The 24024-nt window shown below is 59.6% G+C and carries 16 protein-coding genes, 2 tRNA genes and 3 pseudogenes; 8 read left to right on the top strand and 13 right to left on the bottom strand.

Annotated features, from left to right (window positions below; genetic code table 11):
* Positions 1 to 74 precede the first annotated feature (74 nt).
* The 3 genes from KPG66_RS08845 to KPG66_RS08835 form a co-directional block, all read right to left on the bottom strand.
* Positions 75 to 554 (bottom strand): DUF3318 domain-containing protein, encoded by a 480-nt coding sequence (locus KPG66_RS08845; protein WP_237070682.1) that lies wholly within the window; start codon positions 552 to 554, stop codon positions 75 to 77.
* A complete protein-coding gene (locus KPG66_RS08840) occupies positions 551 to 943 on the bottom strand; it encodes a phage holin family protein (protein WP_237070681.1) in 393 nt (130 codons plus the stop codon). The genes KPG66_RS08845 and KPG66_RS08840 overlap by 4 nt, the downstream gene beginning before the upstream one ends.
* 121 nt (positions 944 to 1064) lie before the next feature.
* On the bottom strand, positions 1065 to 1367 hold the full coding sequence (locus KPG66_RS08835; RefSeq protein WP_041754360.1) for a DUF883 family protein: 303 nt from the start codon (positions 1365 to 1367) through the stop codon (positions 1065 to 1067).
* 1336 nt (positions 1368 to 2703) lie between these two features.
* Between KPG66_RS08835 and KPG66_RS08830 the strand changes: the two genes are divergently transcribed.
* From KPG66_RS08830 to KPG66_RS08820, 3 genes and pseudogenes are all read left to right on the top strand, one after another.
* Positions 2704 to 3162: a copper chaperone PCu(A)C gene (locus KPG66_RS08830; RefSeq protein WP_237070680.1), complete on the top strand. Its 459-nt coding sequence runs from the start codon at positions 2704 to 2706 to the stop codon at positions 3160 to 3162.
* Positions 3163 to 3702: 540 nt separating this feature from the next.
* A pseudogene (locus tag KPG66_RS08825) lies at positions 3703 to 4008 on the top strand (transposase); the annotation flags it as partial.
* A 538-nt stretch (positions 4009 to 4546) separates the two neighbouring features.
* Positions 4547 to 5278: pseudogene (locus KPG66_RS08820) on the top strand (lytic polysaccharide monooxygenase); the annotation flags it as partial.
* A 213-nt stretch (positions 5279 to 5491) separates the two neighbouring features.
* On the opposite strand, the gene KPG66_RS08815 reads toward KPG66_RS08820, so the two are convergent.
* Positions 5492 to 5568, bottom strand: a tRNA-Pro gene (locus KPG66_RS08815).
* Positions 5569 to 5799: 231 nt separating this feature from the next.
* On the opposite strand from KPG66_RS08815, the gene KPG66_RS08810 reads away from it, so the two are divergent.
* Positions 5800 to 5967: a hypothetical protein gene (locus KPG66_RS08810; RefSeq protein ID WP_237070679.1), complete on the top strand. Its 168-nt coding sequence runs from the start codon at positions 5800 to 5802 to the stop codon at positions 5965 to 5967.
* Between the two features lie 126 nt (positions 5968 to 6093).
* Complete coding sequence (locus KPG66_RS08805; protein WP_013435764.1) at positions 6094 to 6912, top strand: GNAT family N-acetyltransferase; 819 nt, start codon at positions 6094 to 6096, stop codon at positions 6910 to 6912.
* A 58-nt stretch (positions 6913 to 6970) separates the two neighbouring features.
* Here KPG66_RS08805 and KPG66_RS08800 read toward each other — a convergent pair whose 3' ends face one another.
* Both KPG66_RS08800 and KPG66_RS08795 read right to left on the bottom strand, forming a co-directional pair.
* Positions 6971 to 7669, bottom strand: a complete 699-nt coding sequence (locus KPG66_RS08800) for a peptidoglycan DD-metalloendopeptidase family protein (RefSeq protein WP_049786403.1) — start codon at positions 7667 to 7669, stop codon at positions 6971 to 6973.
* Between the two features lie 111 nt (positions 7670 to 7780).
* Positions 7781 to 8689, bottom strand: a complete 909-nt coding sequence (locus KPG66_RS08795) for an aldose epimerase family protein (protein WP_237070678.1) — start codon at positions 8687 to 8689, stop codon at positions 7781 to 7783.
* Positions 8690 to 9268: 579 nt separating this feature from the next.
* Here KPG66_RS08795 and KPG66_RS08790 point away from each other — a divergent pair.
* Together KPG66_RS08790 and KPG66_RS08785 are read left to right on the top strand one after the other, a co-directional pair.
* Positions 9269 to 10117 (top strand): undecaprenyl-diphosphate phosphatase, encoded by an 849-nt coding sequence (locus tag KPG66_RS08790; protein WP_237070677.1) that lies wholly within the window; start codon positions 9269 to 9271, stop codon positions 10115 to 10117.
* A 178-nt stretch (positions 10118 to 10295) separates the two neighbouring features.
* Positions 10296 to 10372, top strand: a tRNA-Arg gene (locus KPG66_RS08785).
* A 24-nt stretch (positions 10373 to 10396) separates the two neighbouring features.
* Here KPG66_RS08785 and KPG66_RS08780 read toward each other — a convergent pair.
* Together KPG66_RS08780 and KPG66_RS08775 are read right to left on the bottom strand one after the other, a co-directional pair.
* Complete coding sequence (locus tag KPG66_RS08780) at positions 10397 to 12784, bottom strand: hypothetical protein (protein WP_237070676.1); 2388 nt, start codon at positions 12782 to 12784, stop codon at positions 10397 to 10399.
* Between the two features lie 576 nt (positions 12785 to 13360).
* Positions 13361 to 13696, bottom strand: a complete 336-nt coding sequence (locus KPG66_RS08775) for a hypothetical protein (protein WP_237070675.1) — start codon at positions 13694 to 13696, stop codon at positions 13361 to 13363.
* A gap of 109 nt (positions 13697 to 13805) precedes the next feature.
* Between KPG66_RS08775 and KPG66_RS17960 the strand changes: the two genes are divergently transcribed.
* Entirely contained in the window at positions 13806 to 14057 is a 252-nt protein-coding gene (locus KPG66_RS17960; RefSeq protein ID WP_041753692.1) for a hypothetical protein, read from the top strand.
* A gap of 44 nt (positions 14058 to 14101) precedes the next feature.
* Here KPG66_RS17960 and KPG66_RS08765 read toward each other — a convergent pair whose 3' ends face one another.
* The 5 genes and pseudogenes from KPG66_RS08765 to KPG66_RS08745 form a co-directional block, all read right to left on the bottom strand.
* Complete coding sequence (locus KPG66_RS08765) at positions 14102 to 14797, bottom strand: hypothetical protein (protein WP_237070674.1); 696 nt, start codon at positions 14795 to 14797, stop codon at positions 14102 to 14104.
* A 228-nt stretch (positions 14798 to 15025) separates the two neighbouring features.
* Entirely contained in the window at positions 15026 to 15970 is a 945-nt protein-coding gene (locus KPG66_RS08760) for a transglycosylase SLT domain-containing protein (RefSeq protein ID WP_237070673.1), read from the bottom strand.
* Between the two features lie 713 nt (positions 15971 to 16683).
* Positions 16684 to 16956, bottom strand: a pseudogene (locus KPG66_RS08755) (hypothetical protein); the annotation flags it as partial.
* 632 nt (positions 16957 to 17588) lie between these two features.
* A complete protein-coding gene (locus tag KPG66_RS08750) occupies positions 17589 to 20909 on the bottom strand; it encodes an efflux RND transporter permease subunit (RefSeq protein ID WP_237070672.1) in 3321 nt (1106 codons plus the stop codon).
* Positions 20906 to 24019, bottom strand: coding sequence for an MdtB/MuxB family multidrug efflux RND transporter permease subunit (locus KPG66_RS08745; protein WP_237070671.1), 3114 nt, complete (start codon positions 24017 to 24019; stop codon positions 20906 to 20908). The genes KPG66_RS08750 and KPG66_RS08745 overlap by 4 nt, the downstream gene beginning before the upstream one ends.
* Positions 24020 to 24024 lie beyond the last annotated feature (5 nt).

The following is a 24024-nucleotide window of genomic DNA, read 5'->3' as shown; positions in this document are numbered from 1 at the left end:
ACCACGCCGGCGCGGGATGTCACTACGGCATGCCAGCGCGTCAACGAGTGGCAGTCGCGCGTAGCGTGAACGTCCTAAGCGTCCCTATGGGCATCACGCGAGTGCGCGGATGGGCCGGTGTGCCTCGCGGCGGCGGCTGGCATGCTGCGTTGTGGGCGTACCGCCTTCCACAGCTTGTAGCCGCGCCACGCGATGGTGCCTACCACGGTCCATTTCAGCAACGGTTTGGCGTTGCGCATCACCATGCGACGCACGGGGCCGGAGAACGCGGCCGACGCGATCGAGCCGAGCACCGGATGCTGACCCAGCAATGCGCCGATGGCCGGAAGCCGGCGCAATGAGCGGAACCGACCGATGCCGGGCATCAGCCGGCCAAGCCAACTGAACTTTGTGACGCCTTGGCGTAGTTCTTGGCCGGCTTGAGCGATGTCCAGTCGGTCGAGATCGGCGCGCGCCAGCAAGAGCTCCTTACGGATCGCTCGCACCTTGGGATCGCCCGACCCGCGCACTGAGGCTGGTTGGGCAAGACGGCCGTTGGAATAGGGATGGTTCATGGCGATGGCTTGCGGAAAATAGCACGGTCCTTATCGAATTCGGCTAGCGTTTCCTCGAAAATCAGAGGTGCGCGCCGCACGCCCGAACGCGCCTTGTGCACGCAGGCGAGTGCCGCGATAACGTATAGCACGGTGAGTCCAGCCAACGCCTGCCATCGATATGTTTCCCAGAACGCCGCGGCGATCAGGACGGTGAGGGTAATCAGCGCCATTGTCGCAAACATCATGGCCGCGAGGCCAGCGAACAATGCACCGAGCAGCCGCTCCTTTTCTTCCGCGAGTTCGATACCGATCAACTCCAGACGCGTTTGGAGCAGGGAAAAGACCGATCCGATCAGGCGTCGCAGCGGGCCGTGATTCGGCGGTGACGATTGAGTGTCGTGGCTCATTAGCAGATTGCGCAGGGCGCGGCAGGCGGGACGTTCAATCAGCCACCGCGTCGCGCGCAGGCGGGACGCGGTAACACCAGGTACTGGCAGGCGCGACGCGCAGGCGTCGTCGCACCCAGCCCTACTTGCGGTTGATCAGCAGTCCGATCAATATGCCGACCCCGGCGGCGACACCGATGGATGTCCATGGATGATCGTGGACGTAATCGTCCGTGGCACGAGCCGCCTTCTTGCCTTTTTCGACGACCACCACTTGAACATCGGCCGCCTTTTCCTTGGCTTGCTTTAGGCGCGCCAGGGCCTTTTCGCGCAATTCGGTCGCGCGTTCGCCCGTCGTGCTTGCTGCTTGCTTGAGCAGGTCCTCGGCGTCCGACAGGACGGTTTTGATATCCGACATTAAATTCTCCTTGTTAACTTCCGTCATGACTGCTCCTGCGACAAACTTGCCGTCATCAATATCGTAACGGAACTGTGCTGCCATGGCGAGCGTGCTAGCCAATTCTGTCCTGACGGGAAGGACCTTCCGGCCATGTAAAAGCTGCCTGGGCTATGCCAACGCCGGACAGAAGATTATCCTTTGCCGCATCGGATAATGCGCACGCCTACCTGATTCAGTCAAATTTCGTTGCGAGCCGGACACTGGACGATCAACGGCATGCGGCGAGGGCAAGCACAATGTTAAGCGTACCGTCGTGCCATCGAAATACCTGCGTGGCTGCGCTTTCAAGAGAAAGCAGAATTCGGACCCGCTAGCGTCGATAACGAACCAACGAGTGGTCTTTGGTCGGTCTTGCGCCGCGGGCACACGCTTGCAAAAGTGTCGGTGATGGCGTTAGACGCGCAGCAGTGGTGCGATATCGCGGATCCTACGCGCGCATGATGACGTTCCGATAGCGTGTGCGCGATATGCTGCCGCAGCCGGTGTAATGCGTGCTCGACCTTGCAGACCTTGTAACGCGAACGGTACGGTAACCTCTCTAAAAATCCGCTGGGACCAAAAGTAGAATTTCTCGATGATGGCTTTTCACCGAATAAAGTAGCCGAGATTTGAGGACAGCTAGATCATGGATGCGCTCAAGCGCGCGGCGGTGGGGCTGGTGGTACCGTAGTTGTGCCGGAACTAGGCAGCAGCATGACAACGTTTACAAATGGCGCTCGAAGTACAGTGGCATGGACGTGTCGCTAATCGCGGCCCTGAGCGGATTGACGCGTTCAAGCCCAGTCAATATGCAGATCGCATCTAGAAATATGCCGCTTGCTTTATTCAGGTTGATCTGGTTGGCAAGCGCCACATTTGTTACGAATTACGACATGCACTAAACCTTACTGTGGTGAGAACGACTGAAAATTCAATAGTCAACGATCAAATTCGGAAGCCGCTAAATGGTGTGATATCGTCGCGGGCTGTGCACAACGGAAGTCATGCTCAGGCGCGGTGCGATGACCGCAAGAAGCACGCGGATCGCTTTCAAGTGAAACCACCTAAACCAGTAAATCTAACACGAGCGCACTTGATCGTGGGGTGGCCGCATCTTGGTCAAGCTAGAAGTGTTGGCTAAGTACCACACAATCAAAATTATCTATTTGTGCAATTTGACTTCGATGGTTACGCTGCTATGTAACGTTTAGCCATTTAGGTACTTGTATATATTGAACCCAAAAAGGAGGTGCGAGAAATAGGTTAAGGCTCAAATTCAATCTCCAATTATAATTTCGATTTAAGCGGGACTTTTAATCATCCATCTAAATAGGAAAAAATCATGAGATTGCTTGCTCTGCTGTTAACTGGTGTATTGACTTGGCTTTCCCCTATCTCGGCATCTGCCAAAATGCCTGTGTCGACTGACATCACATCGGTGGAAAAGTCAGTATGGATACGCTGGCTACCTAATGCACTGCCTGCTGCTGGCTATATCACCTTGAAAAACAGTTCCGAACAGCCAGTTGATGTCACGAAGATCAAAAGTCCAGATTATCAAAATATTGCGATCTATCAAACTGTAAACGATGCAGAATCTAGTAAAATGGTTAAATTGGATAAATTTACCATCCCGGCAAAAGGAGAATTTGCGCTGGTTCCGGGTAAATACCACTTAATGTTTGAAAAACCAACTCATTTGATTACGCCGGGCAACGATGCTAGAGTTATTTTCTTTCTTTCGGATGGCAAGGTTTTTAAAGTAAAAATGCCAGTGCGTACGTCGCCAGAACTTTATTAAAAAATGAGTGGCTAGATATTGCACAGTCAGTCATGATGCAATATGTGCCCTCAGGGAGGCACACACTTAAAATCAGTGTGTGCCTCCCGCAAGCCAGCTTGGCACAGTGCTAGAACGCAGCAAGACGGCACGCCGATGATGCGCCTTGAATGCAGCGTTCTGCTCAGTCATCGGCAAGCCTATGCCTTCTTTGCGAAATAATGGCCCTAATTTTTAGATGGGTCGAACAAAACTAGAAACCTTGTAAAGACGGCGGGTGTATTACCCTTGCGGATCTTGTATGAGTCGCATTGTGCGTAAAAGCAAAAGCAAAAGCAAAAGCAGCGCATAATGCGCGTGTTTCTGTTTGTTTTTTTGATTGGTGCATTGACCAGTGCCTGATAGTGATAACCCTGTGTCGCGAAGCTAAATACTCGGCGCTGAACAATCTACCCAGGCTTATGCAGCAATGAAATGGTGTTGGGGAATGGCAAGACGCAAGCATATTAGTATGAGTTTGCTGCAAATTTCGACGGGGTTTGGAGGAGGTCGAAGACGCCGGTGCCAGAGGGGGCACCCGCCGCTGCGCGCAGATCAACTTGAAGCATCTGTTGGTGCAATCGGCCGATCTGTTCGATTGGGATCGGTTGAGTAGGCGGATGAGTGTAAGCTTCGTCTCGCAGCAGGGTCGGCCGGCGAACTCGCCACATCGATGGCCGCGCTACTGTACTTGCAGCACGCCTTTGCTCTGTCAGACAAGGAGTTGTTTGGCAATGGCTGGAAAACCCGTATTGGCAACTGTTTGCCGGCCAGACATACTTGCAGACGAAGCCTCTGATGGGTCTGTCGAGTTTGACGCGCTGGCGAGGATTGGACCCGTAGTACTCATTGGCTTCGTCTTAAGTTAATCGTAACTGTTTGGCGAGTTTTGCGTGCCCTTCACCACGCGAAGCCCGCCCTCGTATGTGCACGGCCCGTGCGTGTTTGCTGGCTCATGAAAATTTCTTGCGAAAGCAATACACCTGGTCTACAGTGAGTTCGAAAGCAAGTCAGAAACTTACGATATTTAGAGACGTGATCTGAGGAGACGCTTTGGTGCGTAGTCAACTAGAAGAAAAACGGGTTAAGGGCTGAAAAATCGCAAAGCACCACGAGGCTGATATTGAGCACGAAAAAGTGAGCCGCACGGAGAAGTGCGACTGGAGCCACGCATCGAGTGGCTTGCATCACTCAGCGTGTTTAAGTCAGCTTGCGTGGAGCCGGCGGCAAACGGGCAAGGAGTGAATCGGCGTATCCGGTAGGTACGTCGGTTGGCTGTTGCAGTGGTGTTGGGCGCTGTAGTTATCGCCTAACTATTTGGGAGCTGGTGTGGTGCAAGCTGAATTTTTATCTCAAGGAGAAAGCGATGAGACGAAATTTGGGGCGTTCTAGCCTGGGCTGGCGTGCGACCTGGCTATGGTTAGCGGGGATGGCAGGCTTAAGCGGCATGGTGCAGGAAGTGAGCGCGCATGGCGCGGTAGGCTTTCCAATCGCCCGACAGTATCAATGCCATTTGGACGGAGGCTATTGGTCGTCACCTGACGGCTCCGGTATTCCGAACGCTGATTGCCTGGCTGCCTATCGCGCAGGTGACAACAGTGCTTATCCGTTTGTGCAGTGGAACGAGCTTTCCGCCAATCCAAGGAATCCCGAGGATTTTGACGAGGTCAAACGCGCCGTGCCCGACGGGCTACTGTGCGCGGGAGGCGACCCGCGTAAGCAGGGACTGGACCGCGCACCAACGACTCTTTGGCGTAAAACCAAAATTACCCCCAAAAACGGTGCTATAGAGCTGGCCTGGGAAAATACGACAGCGCATAATCCTTCACGCATGCGTGTGTTTATCTCCAAGCCCTCATATGATCCGACTCGGCCACTAAGCTGGTCTGACCTTGAACTGATTTACGATGCACCCGCTCCGGTCCCGGTGCCAGCTAATGGCGCAGGCCATTTGCCGAATGTCCAGTCATTTTATAAACTGAACGTTCCTATTCCGGAAAACCGGGTAGGCGATGCGATTCTTTACAGCTACTGGCAGCGTATAGATGCAGGCAACGAGGGCTTTTTCAATTGCAGTGACGTAACGATCGTGCGTGAGTAAGCAAGCACACCAGCGTTGAAGTGGGCTGAGCTGGCGCTCTCTGAGCGTCCAGCTCTGTGCTTTGCGGCATGTCCCACTCAGTGGAATATACCTTCATATTCTGAAATCGAGTGCCGCTTAAGCATTCGAAAGCAGAAAATTTTTGAAGAGAATAGGGAGAATAATTTGAAGACGGCGACCGTCAGGGTCGCCGAATCTTTGTAAAAATATTGGTCGGAGCGATAGGATTCGAACCTACGACCCTCTGATCCCAAATCAGATGCGCTACCAGGCTGCGCTACGCTCCGCCGAATTGCTGATTATAGTTGAACGATTGGTGCGACGTCAATTTTTTCGGTGCAGTGCACTGTGCTGTATCGATGTATCGTGTACTGTGCCCGCTCCCGTAGTGGGCGCATCAGTGCGCCGGACATGCGCGCGTCATCGCTGCCCTGCACACTGTCGAACTGCACTCGGAGCTGTCCTCGCGACTGAATTCGGTGCAACAGTCAATGCTGTGCACGGACATCGCAACGGCAATGAATCTAATTCTGTGGCGTCGTGCCGACGCCGCACACCTTCCCGAACGTAAAACCGATCTGCTGTTTGGTGACGAAGCGAACTGGGGCCTCAAAAAGGCGGGATCTGGTGGACATCCAACCACCGCCGCGACGAACAAGCGCAGGTCGTGCTGCGTGCCATCGTGAATCCGGACCTTGTGTGATTCGTGTCGATTGCGTATGTTGTCACCGAATCACCCCGTTTGCCACCACACGTCACCGCTGATTTCTACATTGCACGCAACCTTTCTGTAATTTTGACAGGACACGCCAATGCGAGAGTTGCCGAATCCTACCTTGCCGCTTGCGTCCATTCCCCTCGATTCACGCAGGAGTCTTCCTCGGCCGCAAGAAACGGTTGCTGGACAACATCATCTCGGCGTGGCCTGGGCACGGACGGAAGAAGAGCTTCGCGAAGCACAAGGGCTGCGTTATCGTGTCTTTGCAGAAGAAATGGGAGCGCAACTCAAAGGCCCCAAGGGCCAGGACGTCGACGAATTCGACGCGTACTGCGATCATCTGCTAGTGCGCGACCTGAACTCGCTGCAGGTCGTTGGGACCTATCGTGTGCTGCCACCGTACCAGGCGGCACGCATCGGCAAGCTGTATGCAGAAAGTGAATTTGACATTTCGCGCCTTACGCATCTGCGCGCCAAGATGGTCGAAGTCGGGCGCTCGTGCGTGCACTCGGACTACCGTAGCGGCTCGGTGATCATATCGCTATGGGCGGGACTGGCTGAATACATGCTGCAAAACGGCTATGAGACGATGCTTGGCTGTGCGAGTGTCCCGATGGCGGACGGCGGGCATTACGCGGCCAACTTGTTCGCGTCGCTGCGGGACGCGTCGATGACTGCGCCAGAGTACCGGGCCTTCCCCCATACCCCGCTGCCGACGGACGACCTTGCCACCGGCTCTGCGGTATCCCCACCGCCGCTGATCAAGGGCTATTTACGCCTAGGCGCGAGGATATGCGGCGCACCCGCATGGGATCCGGATTTCAACGTCGCAGATTTCCTCACGCTGTTCCGCCTCGCCGATATCAACAAGCGCTACGCGCGCCACTTCCTGGGCGAGCTTAAATTAAGTTGATCCGCGGGATGGGAACGGTGACAAGCATTGTCGTCCGACGCGGGGCGTGCGCTTGCCGTTATTGCGGTGGCAAATAGCGGGCCGGGTCGATCGACTTGCCATCGTATCGCAGCTCGAAGTGCAGTGCGACCCGGTTGCTGTCGCTATCACCCATTTCGGCGATGGTCTGTCCTTGCGTGACGTTCTGTCCTTCCTTGACCAGCAGGGCGCGGTTGTGTGCATAGGCGGTCAAAAAATTGGCATTGTGCTTAATGATCAGCAAGTTGCCGTAACCGCGCAAACCATTGCCGGCATAGACGACGGTTCCGGTTGCGGCGGCGACCACGGGTGTGCCGGGCGCATTCGCGATGTCCACGCCTTTGGAATCCATGCCGTTGAAACGGCGTATGACGTCGCCTCGGGCAGGCCAGATCAAGCGGATCGTCGTGGCGGGCGCCAACGAAGGCCTGACCTTGGCCGTAGCAGTGGTGTTCGGCGCAGCCGCCGCGCTGCGCGACGGCGCCGGACGTGTCGGGGGCGCGACGCGCAGCAGCTGGCCAACTTCGATCACGTCCGGATTGGACAGATTATTCCACCGCGCGATCGCAGCGACGCTTTGGCCGTTTCGTTGGGCGATCCGCGAAAGCGTGTCGCCCCGCGCGACGCGATAGAAGCCAGAACCGACCGGGGCGGAACTGCACGCGGACAGCAACAACGCGATACCGCAGCATACCGTCACGCACTGCACCGAACCGAGGGCGCACACGCGTTGAAACATCGTGCTGCGCCTCTCGGAAAAACCACTTTTTATTCTCTGCATCGAACCTCGCGACGCCCGCAAGGCGCTGGCCGGGCCATGCGGGCGGGGCATAAAACGATTCATTTTACGTCATTCGTCAAGTTCTACGCGGATTCGCAGCACCGCGCGCTCGCTCGCCCCGGGCGCAAGCCAACGTAACCCAAGTCCGTTGTGAATGGCATCTGGCAAACCAAGCCAGGGTTCGATGCAATAGAAATCGGAATCAGGTTTCTCGGTCCACGTCGTGACGGCATACCACGGGATCGAGCCGGGGCGCTCGAGTGCTAGCGTGATCGTGCGGCCCAGTGACGGTGTGTGCAGCGTGACCCGCGCCCCGCCTGACAACGGGTCTAGTGCATGAAAACGGTCGACGATACGCGCGTCGTCGAGACGGTACTCGCGTGCCGCGGCAGCCGCTTCGGCGATCACACCGTCGTCGCGCTGGTACAGCAGCCGCGCCGGCGGTAACGAGAGCAGGGATTCGCTCCGCAGCCCGTGAGGCAGCGAGAAATAAAAGTGATGACCCGCATAGTACGGCAGCGGCGTGTCGCCGGTGTTCGTTGTCGTGAGGGTCGCGTCAAGGGTGTAGCCGTCGATGAGATGATAGATCGCATCGAACCGGAAACCGAATGGATAGCCGGTGCGGGTCGCGTCGCTGTCCGTCAGCGTCATGTCGATGCGGGCGTTAGCCACGTCGATCGTCGGCTCGAACGGCAGATCGCGGGCGAATCCGTGCATCGGCAACGCCCGTACAACGCCGGCGTGATCGCGCCATCGACCGATTGTGCCATCAACGCGATGCCGGCCGAGGAAGGGGAACAGCAGCGGATTGCCGCCGCGCACCCGGGCGGGCTCGTTCCAATTCGCGTTGTCCGGCCATCCAATGACGTCGTGGCCGCCCACGCGCCAGCGCAATAGACGGCCTCCTGATTGCGGCGCGACCAGCAAGCTGGCGCGCTCACGTTCGAGTTCAATGACATCCTGGTTCTGGAAACGCATCTTGTAATCGAAGCAGAAAAAGTGGGGCGTCCCTGCTGCCGACGGTGCCTGCCCCGGGGTTGTCGAATGCTGCGTCGCCGTCAGGCGCACGGCCTGCCGACGGGCGGGTTTTCCATGATATCGGTGTGTCGCCGGATGTCGGCTATGCGGGTTCTCTCTGGTTGTTCGCCGGCAGATCGCTGTCGATAATCACTCAGACCATACCGTATCGGAGAGGAGATGATCATGGACTTGGCCATGGCGATGGGATGTGCGCTTTTTGGCATGTTTACTGGCGGCACGTTCCTCTTTTTCTATAAGCTGGTCAAATAACCGGTCTGTCGCCTTTGTGCCGCCACTGCTGCGGTCCATGCCGCGGCATCGCGCCACTACAGCACAGGCGTGTTGTGTGAGGTCGTATCGGCGACCGACAAGATTGTCATGGCCTATCGAAGTCCGAGTCCACGCGCAATAAATGTACAACCACGATACTCATCAGCGGCGGCCAGCGTGTGCGACCTGCCGCACGGACAAGCCTATGCCGGCATGCCAAAAAGGAGCCCGCGCTGATGCTGTCATTTACATGGAGGACTTTCTTTCGTGAGCCTTGTGTTTCTGATCTTCCTGAGTGTCTTGCAGGGTGTGACCGAGTTGTTCCCGGTCAGCAGCCTCGGGCATACGCTGCTCGTGCCGGCACTGTTCGACATGCACATCGACAAGCATGCGCCGCAACTGTTGCCTTTTCTGGTAGCGCTGCATTTGGGCACTGCTTTTGCGCTGTTGTGGTATTTCCGCACACGGTGGATCGCGATCATCCAAGGCTTGTTCGGCTCGCTGGGCGGCCGCCGTACCGAGGACGGACATTTAGCCTGGGCGTTGCTGATCGGCACGATTCCGGCAGGCATCGTCGGCGTTCTGCTGGAAAAGCGGATCGAGCATGTCTTTCATGACTTGCGTATCGTGGCATTGGCACTGGTGATCAACGGTATTTTGCTGTGGATCGGCGACCGGTTGCAGCGCGCGCGCGCGGCGCGTGCACCCGAGGCGCGTGTACCTGAGGCGCTAACGTTCAGGCAGGCCGCGCTGGTCGGCATCGCGCAGATCGGTGCGCTGATTCCGGGTTTCTCGCGCAGCGGCTTGACAATGATTGCCGGCGTGGGTGCTGGCATGTCCGCAGAAAAGTCGGCGGAGTTCGCGTTCCTGCTCGGTACGCCGATTATTTTGGGGGCGGGCCTGCTCGAGGTGCCCAAGCTGTTTCACGCACCGGCGCAATTGGCTGACGCGGCGCTAGGAGGCGTGCTGACCGGCATCGCGGCATATCTGAGCGTGCGTTTTCTGATGCGTTATTTCGAAGGCCGGGGGCGGTTGGCTTCATTCGGCCTTTATTGCGTGATGGCCGGCTTGGCTTGTCTGGGCTGGTTCTTTTTCCATCCCCAATCGTTGGCGTAGACGTTACGCTGTCGCGTAGAGCGAGCCGGCAATCGGAGCCGGCTGCGTTGTTCAGCTATAATTGAGCACCTGTTTGTCTATCGCTCAGTTGGGATAGCGCATCGGTCTTCTAAGCCGACGCTAGAGCCCCGATGGAGCAGCGAACGGGTGATACGCAGTACAATCATCACTCCCTTGACCGCCCTTAGCTCAGTTGGATAGAGCAACGGCCTTCTAAGCCGTAGGCCGCAGGTTCGAATCCTGCAGGGCGGGCCAACAAAATCAAAAAATTAAACGGCATCAGGAAACCGCGTGATGCTGCCTTAAGTCTGAAAATGCGTGTCGTGGCTGGCGCAAAGCCGCATCCGACGCGTCTGGATCTCGCGTCTTAGCCGCTTCGCCATCGTGCCATGCACGGCACAGGTCGATCTGCCGCGTCGCTTGCATCAGCGTTTCAATCAGCTTGCCACGCAGATCACGGTAGCGTTTCGGCGCGCTTTTCATCAGATAGTTCGCGAGCTTGTCGTGGCTTGTTGCCAAGTCGGCGTGGCGCGCGTGCGGATCGACGAGTTTACCCTGTTGCACTGAGATGAACTGGTCGATGGCAATGGCCAGTTGCCGCTCGTGTGCATTCGTCAACGGCAGCTGGCGCTTCAGCTTCCGGCATTGCGCCCGTACGGCCAATGCGTCGCGATACAGGCGCTGATCATATTCTAGATCCTTGTCCAACCCCACCAGGATTTCTTTCAGCGCGAGGTTGCGCGGCATGTCGGCCGGATGGTTCTCGATGCGGACATCCTCGACGTGCGTGATAGTCGCATCGAGCGGGGCGAATATTGCCTTGAATTTGTGCTCGTGCGACGTGTTGTCAGTGGCGTCCACGGTGCTGAGCCTGACGTCCTCGATGGCGTGCCCGTCCGCAAAGGGGGCAGGCGTGCCGCTCAATTTGTTTACCACGTGCTGATAGGTCTGTATTTTGACCTTTAGCTTCCTGCGCAGATAAGTGGCCTGAGTGTCTAGCATGTCTTCAAGCAACTCAATCTGGGCCGCTTGCGCTTCTCGTGTCGGTTGAGCGAGCCATGTTTTCAAGCTGCTTCGGGTCAGATACTCGCGCGAGCCGTTCCAAGCTTGCTGGGCGGCGCGCGTCGCGCTGTGCGGGGAGTTTAGCTTGGCACTGTGAGCCAGGAACGATGATGTGGCCTTCAGCCGTCCCAATGAGTCTTGCGCCGCGCGTCGGGCCGTGCTCGCGATAACTTGCTGGGTGGACGGTTTAGTGCCACGCGCATCGGAATCGCCAGTGTAGACATATTTGTCGTCGTAGCGTTTGCCGAGTTGGTCCGCGACCTGGCTTAAAAATGTTTGACGTCGGTCTTCACGCTGGTATATCTGCTTGTAAAATGCTGATTGCAGCAGCAAGCCGTCCAACGGCGTTGCAGTGCTGCTGCCCCAATTGAGCACGTCCATGGATTCCAGGAACGTACGATTCAATTCCGGGTCATCGCCGGTGTAGTAGGTTTGATAGCGCCGCTGCTTGCGGTAGTCGAAGAGCGCGCGTTGCGAGGATGCGCTCATTATAAGCAGCCCGCTTATTGTCACGGCCAGCAGGCCCCCGGCGACGGCGGGATGGGCCATCGCGGCGCCTGCTGTACCGGCGGCGATGGCGCCCGCCACGCCGGCCTTGGTCAGCGTGCTGGCGGCATAGAGGGCGCTGCCAGCGAGGAAGCTGTTGTTCCATCGCGCATAGCTTGTAAAGAACTGATCCCGCTGTTCCGACTTGAGTGATTGGAATCGCGCGTAGCGGTGCAGCCATTCGACGTCTTCAGAGTCTAGAGGGTGCCCGTTCTGACGCAATTGACCGATCAGGGCATCGATATGTGCGTCTTTCAAGCGTGTGTCGGTTGCGGCCTTGGCGGCGCGGAACGCGCTGAGTTGCTGGCGCGAACGATGAACCTTGTATGCACCACTGGCGAGCGCCGTGGCACCGACAAGCGGCTCCAGGCCCAGCGTTGCGAGGCCTGCGACATGATCCAGTGCTGCTGCGGCAGGGCTGTCCGATGCGCACAGGGCAGCTTTGGCGGCAATGCCGACTGAAGCCTTGGCCAGCACGGTGCTGCCGGAAGCGATCGAGCATGCCCCTAATGCGGCGCCGGCACGGTTTTGCTGTCGCGTAAACGTCATCACCTGGCGCTTGACTTCCATGACGGCGCGCAAGCATGTCATCATTGATTGCGCGTCGGTGAACAGTCGGACCGAAGCCGCTTGCGCGGGACGATTGTGATCCCGCGTTGAGCCGGCAACGCCGGCGAGCCGCTCAAGACAGGCGACCTCTTGTTCGAGTTGCTTGATCGAGTGCTTCAGTTCCTTGTGGTGCCTGGCGGCATGCGCCATTTCTTGAATGCCTGACTTGATCTCCATGACCGCCAGCAAGGCCAACGTGCCGTCGGCACCGATTTTCTCGTTCCGGCTGAAAATTTCCTCGGAGATGCCTGCTCGCTTGAGGGTGTCCAGTGGATCAGCTTCAATTAATTCGGAAGATTGATCAAGGCCGTCGGAAGTGGTTTGCGTGCAACCTTTGAAGACCTGAATCGGGGTGGCCATCGCGGCATACACGCCGCGCATGGCGGTACCTAAGCCCATCCGCGTGATGGCGCGCGGCAGGCGGACATCGCGTTGCGACGCACCTGCCACGGATCTTTCCGTCGAAACGGTCCGCTGCTCGGACGGGGACCGCGTGATGCGGGCTATCAGGTTCCGGCAATTCCGAGCAAGGTCGTGTATCTCGACCAAGCTCAGCGAGGATGAGGTGCTATCGGAGGTGGGCAGGGTTTGCGCTGAAGGTCTGTCTACCGCTGACACAGGCACTGAACGCACGTTCCCGTCGTGGGGCAGGCCTTCTAATTGAGTCATCGCGCGGCTGCGTGCCGCAAGCTGTTTTTTCCACGCGTGAGGCAGGCTTTCAATCTGGCCGTGGTGATGCGCATGGCTGGACGGCGCCGTTTGCAGCCGTGGTGGGGCGCCAACCAATTGCGCCAGGCGTTCACCGAAATCCATTGTTAGGTCTACATCATAATTGCGTGGATGAAGTGACGAGCTCAACATCATATCGGGTACCCTCTGGTAGTGCTGACGTTGTCACTCTAGGACGCTTTGCAACGCGTGACCATGAAGGCGCACGAAGCCCCGTTGCCAGGGGCGTACACTGCGGGAAGTTCCCGAAATACAGTGTTGACGGGGTTGCAAGCAATATAGCCGCAGTGGCGTCGATCATTGGGGAAAGCGCGTGCGTAAGCGTTTCTCAATGAACCTGACAAATGCCCAACAGGTGGCAAACAACTGCCGATGCAGTGGATAGACGACGCTCAGCGGCAATGGAACTGGCGCAAACGGCTCTAGCACGGTGACGAGTTGACTACGGTCCAACGCCGGTGCCACGATGAAGCGAGGCCGCAGCACGATGCCGAACTTGGCAACGGCCGCGTCGCGACCCGTGCATTTTGCTGGAGGTGTCCAAATGTCAAGAGCGCCGAGCCGCGGTATCAGCAAGCCCGTATCAGCGATGCGGACAAGTGCGGCAAGTGGCGGCTGATCGTATCCTCGCACGGGTGGGACGGATCGCTGCAGATTCGCCAGGATGGGCGGGGTTATATGCCGCCTTGTTCGACGGCGATGTCAGCGAGCGCTGCGTGCTGCCAGCGCAGCGCAATGCGTATTGGCATGTCGCGAACGTTACCCCCAGCTTGGCACGCAAAGGTTAACGCACAGCCGCGGCAGCCATGCGATCGCGATCAGCTGTGCACCGACGCTTGCATCACGGTGGCTGCTGCCGCTGCTGCCTCGGTTGCGGCAGCAGCGTTGGGCTGCCACCGTGGTGGCGGGCTTTGTCGCGGCGATGTTGCACTTTCCGATCGACGATGCGACCGTTGACGTACCACCCCGGGTGGTGGGCGCGGCACGCGCGTAGCGGCCGCGCAACGCCGCAACAGTGTGGCGGACGCCGTATGATGACTATTGGTAAAAGTACGTGCCGGAGGCCTTCTGATTGCTGACGCCGGAGGGGTCAAAGCCGTTATTGTCGGACGAACTATCGCGATGAAAAGGGTCTGCGGACTCGGTGGGGCTCGTCGACGCGTTCTTGCTGTTGCTGCTTCCCGGATGGGTGCTCGTGCTTGAGTCGCCGTTGGACGCCGGGCTGGTGCTCGTGCCCGAGCCGCCGCTAGTGACCGGATCGGTGATTGTGCCCCAGCCGCCGCTGGTCACGGGCTTTGTAGTCGTGCCTGAGCCGCCACTGGTCACGGGATCGGTGATCGTGCCCCAGCCGCCGCTAGTGACCGGCGCCTTGCCATCATGCTGGGCGCTATCCGCGGTCGAGTGCCTATGATGCGGTGAGCATGGACATTCACAGTCGCCATCCGTTGATGGGGCTGGAGAGCGATGTCCGCACGTCGTGCCGTCGTCATCGAACGAATCGTCGTCGTCGCTATGCGAATTCTGCAGCAGGGCCAGCAATTGCTCGATGAGTTTTTGCAATAAATCGGAGTCGTCCGATGAAGTACCGTTCGCCGGCCACGACATGGAATCGCTTTGATCCGCGCGCTTGTGGTGCGCAGCGTCCGGGGCTGTGCCGTACGTGTGGCTCGGGCTACCCGGGTCGAACGGCGAATAGGGCGAATCCGTTTGAGTGATGGAAATGGTAATGGTCATGTTGTGCTCCTTGTTGGGCAGCGCGCCGTTATTTTGGAAAACCACTGCCAGTACGGCTCGCCATGGTGCCTAGCGGCGCGCTCGGGTTCCGTTGTCAGTCCACCTGGGATTGGGTTGGCGCAGTGTTAACCCGGTCGCTTGCAGCGGCAACTGCGCTCCTGGGGCATATGCGCTGATTGTGCCGGGCAACCTCGCTTTATCGAGGCAGGGCGCCGGCACCTCTGCGCATTATTGGCTGTCGTCCAGTTCTTTGTGCTGGTTCAATACGTTGTAGTTGGTGATGACGTTTCTTGCGTATTTCCCTTCGTCGCCCACTCCAACGTATTCTTCGAGCCCCTTCTTCAGCGCCTTTTCGTTGGCCATCGGATTGTTGCGATCACCGCCGTGCTCGATGATGTGGGTCTTCAGTTCGAAGGCTCCCGCAATCACGTTGTCGTGCGGATTGTTCATGTCCAGGTCCTTCGGATCCTTGCCAGTCAACTTCTTGATGTTTTCTTTGTCTTGTTTCGTCAGTTCCGGCAGTACGTCCTTTTCCCAGCGCCGCTGGCCGATCTGCATCAGGCCTAGGTCCGGCGTGCCGTCGCTGTTTCTCGACCATTCCTTCGGATTACCGCGCGATTCGGCCCACATCTGTCCACCGATCAGGTTGCCATCTAGCCCCGTCAGCCGCGCGGCCAGGTTGATGTCGTTTTCCCACCGGTCGATCTTCGGATTTTTGCCTGGCGTGTATGCCTTGCCTGGCGTTGTCGGACCATCCAGCGCGGGCTGGTCCTTACCGGACCGGTTGCTTGCTTGGGTCGAGTCGGTGGTGTCGCCGTCGGATGAGGTGCCGTGGGTCTTGCTGGATGAGCCGCTCGTGCCATCTTCTGGCGCGTTGCAATGGTGATGGTGACATCCGCCGCCGCCGTGATGCCGGCCGATGGCACCATCCGCGTCCGGGCCATCGCCGGTTTTGTCCTCGTTACCGTTGCCGTTGAATTGCATCAACAACTGGATTAGCTGATTGAGCAGATCGTCGGTGTTCGACCACTGCCCGTCCGATGACGTCGAGGTGTGCCCGTCTCCTGCCCGCTTGTGATGGATTCCTGACGTGTCGTTGTCGTAAAGCCCGGGCCATTGGGACCAGTTGGAAGACGGCGAATCGGTTTGGATGATTGTGATCGTGGTTGTCATGCAAGACCTCGTCTGAAATAAACAAATATGTCGTTATTTCATAGGCATTTGGCTGGCTCGCTAAGCTGGACGCGAACGGGAGGTGCCGCAAGCGAACCCGATGGCCCGAACCTGGTCGGGCGTGGCCGATGATGCTCGGCGGGGCGAGCAGACGAACGGTGGCCGCTCACCATGGCGTTCGCTAAGCAGGTGTGGAGAAAAAAGATGAGAATACCCTGTCGCTGATAAACCGGACGGGCGACTTGAGCGGCGTCCCGGACGGGGGCTGGGCAGGCAGGTGGGCAGGCGCGCCGGTGCGACGCGCGCTGTGCTTATTGGACGTTACCCGTGCGAGAGGGTCGTATTGAACGGCACGTCATCGCCGGTTGGCGCGGGCGGGCTTATGCAGGCTCGGTCCGGACTTCAGTCCCTGTTTCAGCGCTGGCTCGCGCTTCGGTTCCGGCTTGCACGGCCGCCGGGATGGCGGTCTTGGCGCCCGGTGCAGGGGCCGGGTGGCTATCCGCATGGTCGGCGGCCGTGCACGCGTCCATGCCGGCGCCAGGCAGCTTCGACTTGCGCGAGGCATCGACCGCGAGCGCGGGCGTCGCGACGGAACCCGCCGGCGCCACGATAGGACTCGTCGGTGCCACGATAGGACCCGTCGGTGCCGCGACAGAGCTCGCCGGTGCGACGGCGCTCGCCTTGGGCTCGGCCGGCTTGGCGTCTGTACCCTTGCGTGGCTTCTTGGCTAACGGGATCAGGCCGAAGGCGCGCGCCGCCTCGGCGATCTGCTCCGGGGAGAAGAGTTCGTCGGGCGTGATGTTGAACGTGCGAATGTGGCTCTCAATCGTCTGCATCGCTTGTGCACGATCGTCGCGACGCTGCTGGGCGCGCGCGACAATATCGCGTAGTTCATCGGCTTCGTCGCTCGAAATCGTGAATGCCGCTTGTTTCTGTTGCAATTCGTTGAAGCGATGGAATTCTTGGTCTGTCAAGAGTTTAGCCATGAAGATATGCAGTTGAAGCAGGGGGAATGCGTGCATCGGGCGATGCGCAAGCTGCGCGGGCGCGCGATCGCACTCGTTGCGGGGGCCGTATTCTACCTGCTTCGAAGAGGTGTCTCGACGCCGTCGCCGCGCGATGATGTTTCCATCGCCCGATCCGTAGAGCACGACCGGTTGTACGATCGGGGCGCACGAGTTTGTCGCCGCGATTGACCGGTACTGCGCGCTGGGTACGGCCGTGGTCGGCATAGCAAACGACCCTATCGAGAGGTTGAGCCGATCCTCGGCTAGCGAGTGCCGCAGCAAGTTCCGGTAGCGGCTGACGAGCAAGGCACGATCATCCACTCCTACGATGCGGCGCTGTCTTTCAAGGCATCAATGGCAAACCGCGCGTCCTATATGACCGCGTCGCAGTATCGCATTGTCTACGAGTACATCAGCCTGTCGCCGATGTTGCCAAGATGCTGCGCGCGCTCAAACAATGGCGCGCGCAGCATCCGCGATGAGTGGCGTTGCACGCCGTCGGCGGCGCATCGCCGCTATCGGCTTCCGCGTGCGCCGGCGTTTCATGTTGGCCAGGACGTAGCGACATCATGCCGGGACACCGTCACACGGGGCGCCGCCGCCCGGCAGCGTTACTCGTCACTGCCGAACACGTGGCGCGGCGGGACGTGCTCGCCGCCGTGCCGTGCGCCCCACCAAGTACGAAGCCGGTCCATGTAGAGGTAAACCACCGGTGTGGTATAGAGCGTTAGCAATTGGCTGACAATCAGTCCGCCGACGATGGAGATGCCCAGCGGCGCGCGCATCTCGTGTCCTTCGCCGTGGCCGAATGCGAGCGGCAATGCACCGAGCAGCGCGGCGCAGGTGGTCATCATAATCGGTCTGAAGCGCAGCAAGCAGGCCTGACGGATGGCCTCGCGCGAACTCATGCCGGTGCGCGCGGCGTCGATCGCGACGTCCACCATCATGATCGCATTCTTCTTCACGATACCGATCAGCAGGATCACGCCAATTAGCGCAATGATGCTGAACTCGATACGGAACAGCAGTAACGCCAGTAGCGCGCCAACACCGGCCGACGGCAATGTGGACAGGATCGTCAGCGGATGGATGTAGCTCTCGTACAGAATGCCCAGCACGATGTAGACCGCGGCGAGCGCCGCGAGAATCAATAGCGGCTGGTTCGATAACGCTTGCTGGAAGGCGTGTGCCGTGCCGGAGAAACTGCCATGAAGGGTGCCGGGCATGCCGATGTCGGCCATGGTTTGGTAGATCGCGGCGGTCGCGTCCGACAGTGAGGTGCCCACCGGCAGATTGAAGGAGATCGTCGTCGCGACGAATTGGTTTTGATGGCTGACCGCCAGCGGCGTATTGCCCGGGGCGAAGCGCGCGATGGCCGACAACGGGATCATCGTTTCCTTGGCGGTGGATACCGCGGCGCCGGACGATGAGCTGGACTTGCCGCTGGCGGCGATCGAGTTGATCGCCTGATTGCGTGCCGAATCAAGTGCGACGCTCGCTGCACGGCTGTCGGCATTGGACGCCGACACGCCGACCGTCTTTTTCGTGCCCGATGCACGGGTGACGGTCCCGGCCGTCGCGTTGGTGCTCGCGGTGCCCGATGCGCTGCCGCCGGACTGACTAATGAAGATGTCCTTCAAAATGTCGGGGCTTTGCCAATAGCGGGGCGCCACTTCCATCACGACATGATACTGGTTCAGCGGATTGTAGATCGTCGACACCTGCCGCTGGCCGAAGGCGTCGTACAGCGTATTGTCGATCTGCGCAGGGGTGATGCCATAGCGTGCAGCAGTTGGCCGGTCGATGATCACGTTCGCCTCCAGACCGCCTTGCTGCTGGTCCGAGTTGACATCGGCAAGCTCGGGCCGCTTTTGCAGCGCCTCGGTTAGAATCGGCGCCCATTTGTACAACTGAGCAGTCGAATCACCGAGCAGCGTGAACTGATACTGCGCGTTCGATTGTCTTCCACCCACGCGGATATCCTGCACCGCTTGCAAGAACGTTCTGGCGCCGGCGACTTCGGCCAGCGGCGCGCGCAGTTGCTCGATGACCTGGTCCGCGGACACGCCGCGCTCGGCGAGCGGCTTCAGCGAGATGAGCATGAAACCCGCGTTGGTCTGACGCCCGCCGGTGAAACCGACTGCGGAATCGACTGCCGGGTTGCGCTTGACGATGTCCATCATCTGCGAAAATTTCACCCGCATCGATTGGAACGACGTGCTCTGGTCCGCCAGGATGCCGCCGACGAGTCGGCCGGTGTCCTGTTGCGGAAAGAAGCCCTTTGGCACGATCGTGTACAGGTACACGTTCAAGCCGATGGTGGCGACCAGCACGGCCAGCACCAGCAACGCGTGGTCCAGCGCCCAGCCGAGTGAGTGTTCGTATTCGCGCTGCAAGCGGGCGAAGCCGGCTTCGAGCCAGCGCGCGAGCCGGCCTTCGCCGCGCACGTCAGGGGTGGGCCCGAGCAGTCTGGCGCACAGCATTGGCGTGAGCGTCAGTGACACGAGCAGCGACACGAAGATCGCCAGCGACAGCGTGACAGCAAACTCGCGAAACAGACGACCGACGATGCCGCCCATCAATAGAATCGGCAGAAACACCGCGACCAGCGAGACGCTGATCGACAATACCGTGAAGCCGACTTCGCGTGCGCCAACGATCGCTGCGCGCATGCGCGGCATGCCGGCCTCGATGTGCCGCGAGATGTTCTCGAGCACGACGATCGCATCATCGACGACGAAGCCGGTGGCGATCGTCAGCGCCATCAGCGACAAGTTGTCGATCGAATAGCCGAGCAGGTACATGCCGGCAAACGTACCGATGATCGATACGGGCACCGCAACGCTGGGGATGAGCGTCGCACGCCAGTTGCGCAAGAACAGGAACACGACCATGACCACCAGGATTACCGCGATCAACAGCGTACGCTCGGTGTCTCGCAGTGAAGCACGGATCGTCATTGTGCGGTCGGCGGTCGGCGTCACATCGATTGCCGCGGGCAGCGCCGCGCGTAGCTGGGGCAGCCTCGCCTTGACGCGGTTGACCGTCTCGATGATATTGGCGCCAGGCTGCCGGTACAGGAGCACGAGCACCGCGCGTTCGCCGTTCATTATGCCCATGGTGCGCAGGTCTTCGACCGAATCGACGACCTGCGCGACGTCGGAAAGCCGCACCGCGGAGCCGTTGCGGTAAGCAATCACCAGGTCACGGTATTGGTCAGCGCGCCGCGCTTGGTCGTTCGTGTATAGCTGCAAGTGCCGGCGGCCGGCCTCGATCGCGCCTTTCGGGCTGTTCGCATTGGCCGACGCGAGCGCGGCGCGGATGTCTTCCAGTCCGATCCCGTAGTGGAACAGCACGGTCGGATTGATTTCGACGCGCACGGCCGGATTGGCTGCGCCGCTCACGTTGACTTCACCGACTCCGTCGATTTGCGACAGCGCCTGTTGCAGCACGGTCGAGGCCGCGTCATACATCTGTCCGGCCGTCATTGTTTTCGACGTCAGCGCAAGGACGAGGATTGGCGCGTCGGCCGGGTTGACCTTGTGGTATGTTGGATTTTGTCGCAGGCTGGCCGGCAGGTCTGCCCGCGCGGCGTTGATCGCGGCTTGTACGTCGCGAGCCGCCCCGTCGATGTCACGGTTCAACCCGAACTGCAGCACGATCCGCGTATTGCCGATGCCGCTCGTGGACGTCATCTCGGTGACGTCCGCAATGGCGCCCAAATGTCGCTCGAGTGGGCTGGCCACGCTGGTGGCCACGGTCTCCGGGCTGGCGCCAGGCAGTGTTGCCAGCACCGAGATGGTCGGAAAGTCCACCTGCGGCAATGGCGACACCGGCAGCTTCACGAAAGCGAATAACCCGGCCAGTGCGATGCCCACGGTCAGCAGTGTGGTGGCGACGGGGCGCGCGATGAAAGGGCGGGAAAGGTTCATTGTCTGCTGCCTTCGCCGCTGGCATCGCGCGACAAGCGTTCGCGCAGCGCCGAGGCGAGCCGGTCAAAGCCAAGGTAAATCACCGGCGTCGTGAACAGCGTCAGCAACTGGCTGACGACCAGCCCGCCGGCGATCGCGATGCCTAGCGGATGGCGCAACTCGTGACCGGAGCCCGTGCCCAGCATCAGCGGCAGCGCACCGAGTAGCGCTGCCATCGTCGTCATCAGGATCGGCCGAAAGCGCAGCAGGCAAGCCTGGTAGATCGCGTCGCGAGGGCGCTTGCCTTGTTCTCGCTGCGCTTCAAGCGCAAAGTCGATCATCATGATCGCGTTCTTCTTGACGATGCCGATCAGCAGCACGATGCCGATGATGCCGATGATATCCAGGTCATGCCCGGTGACGCTCAATGCGAGCAGCGCGCCGACGCCGGCGGAGGGCAGTGTAGACAGGATCGTGATGGGATGGACGAAGCTCTCGTATAGCACGCCAAGGACGATGTACATCGTGACGATCGCGGCCAGGATCAAAAATACCTGGTTGGACAGCGATGCTTGGAATGCCAGCGCCGCGCCCTGATAGCGGATCTGGAACGAGGGCGGCAGACCGATGTCGTCCTTCGCTTGCTCGATGGCCTTCACCGCCGCGCCGAGCGATTTGCCCGGCGCGAGGTTGAACGAGAGGGTCGTGGACGGGAACTGGCCCAAGTGCGAGATCAGCAGCGGCGCGTTTTGCTGATGGAAGGTCGCGATGGACGACAGCGGGACCTGGGCGCCAGGCGCGGTGGCCGATGGCAGGTAAATCGTGCCCAGTGCGTCCGGGGACGCGTGCACCTTCGGGTCCGCCTCCAGGATTACGCGATACTGGTTTGATTGAGTGAAGATGGTCGAGATGATGCGCTGCCCAAAGGCATCATACAGCGCGTTGTTGACCGTCGCCGGCGTGATGCCGAAGCGCGCGGCGGTACTGCGATCGATCTCAATATAGGTTGAGAGCCCGTTTTGCTGTAAGTCGCTGGCGACATCGACCAACTCCGGCGCCTGCTTGAGCCGTGCGACAAGCTTCGGCACCCAGTCGGCAAACGCTTGGGCGTTCGCGTCGGTCAGCATGAGTTGGTATTGCGTCGCGCTGAGCGTCGAGTCAATCGTCAGGTCCTGCACTGGCTGCATATACAGCGAGATGCCGGGTATCTGCGCGACGCGCTGCTGCAACGAGCGGATGATTTGCGGCGCGTCGCGGCTGCGTTCGTCGAACGGCTTCAGATTGATCAGCAAACGGCCGCTGTTCAGCGTGAGATTGGTGCCGTCTACGCCGATGAACGACGACAGGCTCTGGACATCCGGGTCCTTCAGGATTTCGGCGGCGAGCGCTTGCTGGTGCTCGGCCATGGCCGCGTACGACACACTTTGCGAGGCCTGCGTGATGCCTTGGATGATGCCGGTGTCTTGCGTCGGGAAAAAGCCCTTCGGCGCTACGATATAGAGCACGATCGTGAGCACCAGCGTGAGCAGTGCAACGAGCAGCGTGAGCGGCTGGTGATCGAGCACCCGCGAGAGCATCTTTGCGTAGGCGGCGATCACCGCATCGAAGAACGCACGGGCCCGAGCCTCGAAGCGGCCGCTTTCCTTCGGTGGACTGTGCCGGAGCAGCTTGGCGCACAGCATCGGCACGAGCGTGAGCGACACCACTGCAGAGAACACGATCGCCACGGCAAGCGTGATCGCAAACTCGTGGAACAGCCGGCCGACGACGTCACCCATGAACAGCAACGGGATTAGCACCGCGAGCAACGACACGGTCAGCGAAATGATCGTGAAGCCGATTTGCTTGGAGCCCTTCAGCGCGGCTTGCAACGGCGTGTCGCCGTCCTCAACGTAGCGGGTGATGTTCTCGATCATCACGATCGCGTCATCGACGACGAAGCCCGTGGCAATGGTCAGCGCCATCAAAGACAGATTGTCCAGCGAAAATCCGTACAGGTACATCACCGCCAGCGTGCCGATCAGCGACAGTGGCACGGACAGGCTGGGAATCACGGTCGCCTGCCAACTGCCGAGGAACAGGTACATCACCAGCACCACCAGCACGACCGCCGTTACCAGCTCGAACTGCACGTCGCGTACCGACGCGCGGATCGTCGTGGTGCGATCGGTCAACACGCGGGTCTCGACCGATGCGGGCAGGCTTTGCTGCAACTGCGGCAGCAGCGCCTTGATGTTGTCGACCACTTGGATCACATTGGCGCCCGGCTGCCGCTGCACATTTAGGATGATCGCCGGCTCGGTATCGACCCACGCGCCTAGCTTCGTGTTCTCCGGGCCGGAGACGATCTGCGCGACGTCGGTTAGCATCACCGGACGGCCGTTCTTGTAGGCGACTACCGCGCTGTGATACGCACTGGCATCGGTCAACTGGTCGTTGGCATTGATCGTGTAGGCACGTGTCGGACCGTCAAAGTTGCCTTTTGGGGTGTTGACGTTCAGGTTCGAAATCGTGGTGCGCAGATCGTCCAGATTCAGGCCGTACGCCGCGAGCGCGCGCGGGTTGGCCTGGATGCGGATCGCGGGCCGCTGTCCACCGCTCAAGCTCACCAGCCCGACGCCGCCCACTTGCGAGATTTTCTGCGCGAGCCGGGTATCGACCAGGTCCTGCACCTGGGTCAACGGCAGCGTCTTAGAAGTGATCGCCAGCGTGAGAATGGGGGCGTCGGCCGGATTGACCTTTGCGTAGATCGGCGGCGCTGGCAGATCGGACGGCAGCAGGTTGCCTGCCGCGTTGATGGCCGCCTGCACTTCTTGCTCCGCGATGTCCAGCGGCAAGTCCAGCGAAAACTGCAGCGTGATGACCGATGCGCCCGCCGAGCTTTGCGACGACATCTGATTCAGCCCCGGCATCTGACCGAACTGGCGCTCCAGCGGCGCAGTCACCGACGAGGTCATCACCTCGGGGCTGGCACCGGGATAGAAGGTCTGCACTTGAATCGTCGGATAGTCCACTTCTGGCAGCGCGGACAGTGGCAGGAACTGCAGCGACACAAGGCCGGCCAGCATGATGGCGGCCATCAGCAGTGCTGTGCCGACTGGGCGGAGAATAAAGAGGCGGGATGGATTCATGCGTC

The sequence above is a fragment of the Mycetohabitans sp. B2 genome, assembly GCF_021733735.1.
Lineage (GTDB): Bacteria > Pseudomonadota > Gammaproteobacteria > Burkholderiales > Burkholderiaceae > Mycetohabitans > Mycetohabitans rhizoxinica.
The sequence above is the reverse complement of the archived record's forward strand: the minus strand, read 5'-3'. Positions and strand labels throughout refer to the sequence as shown.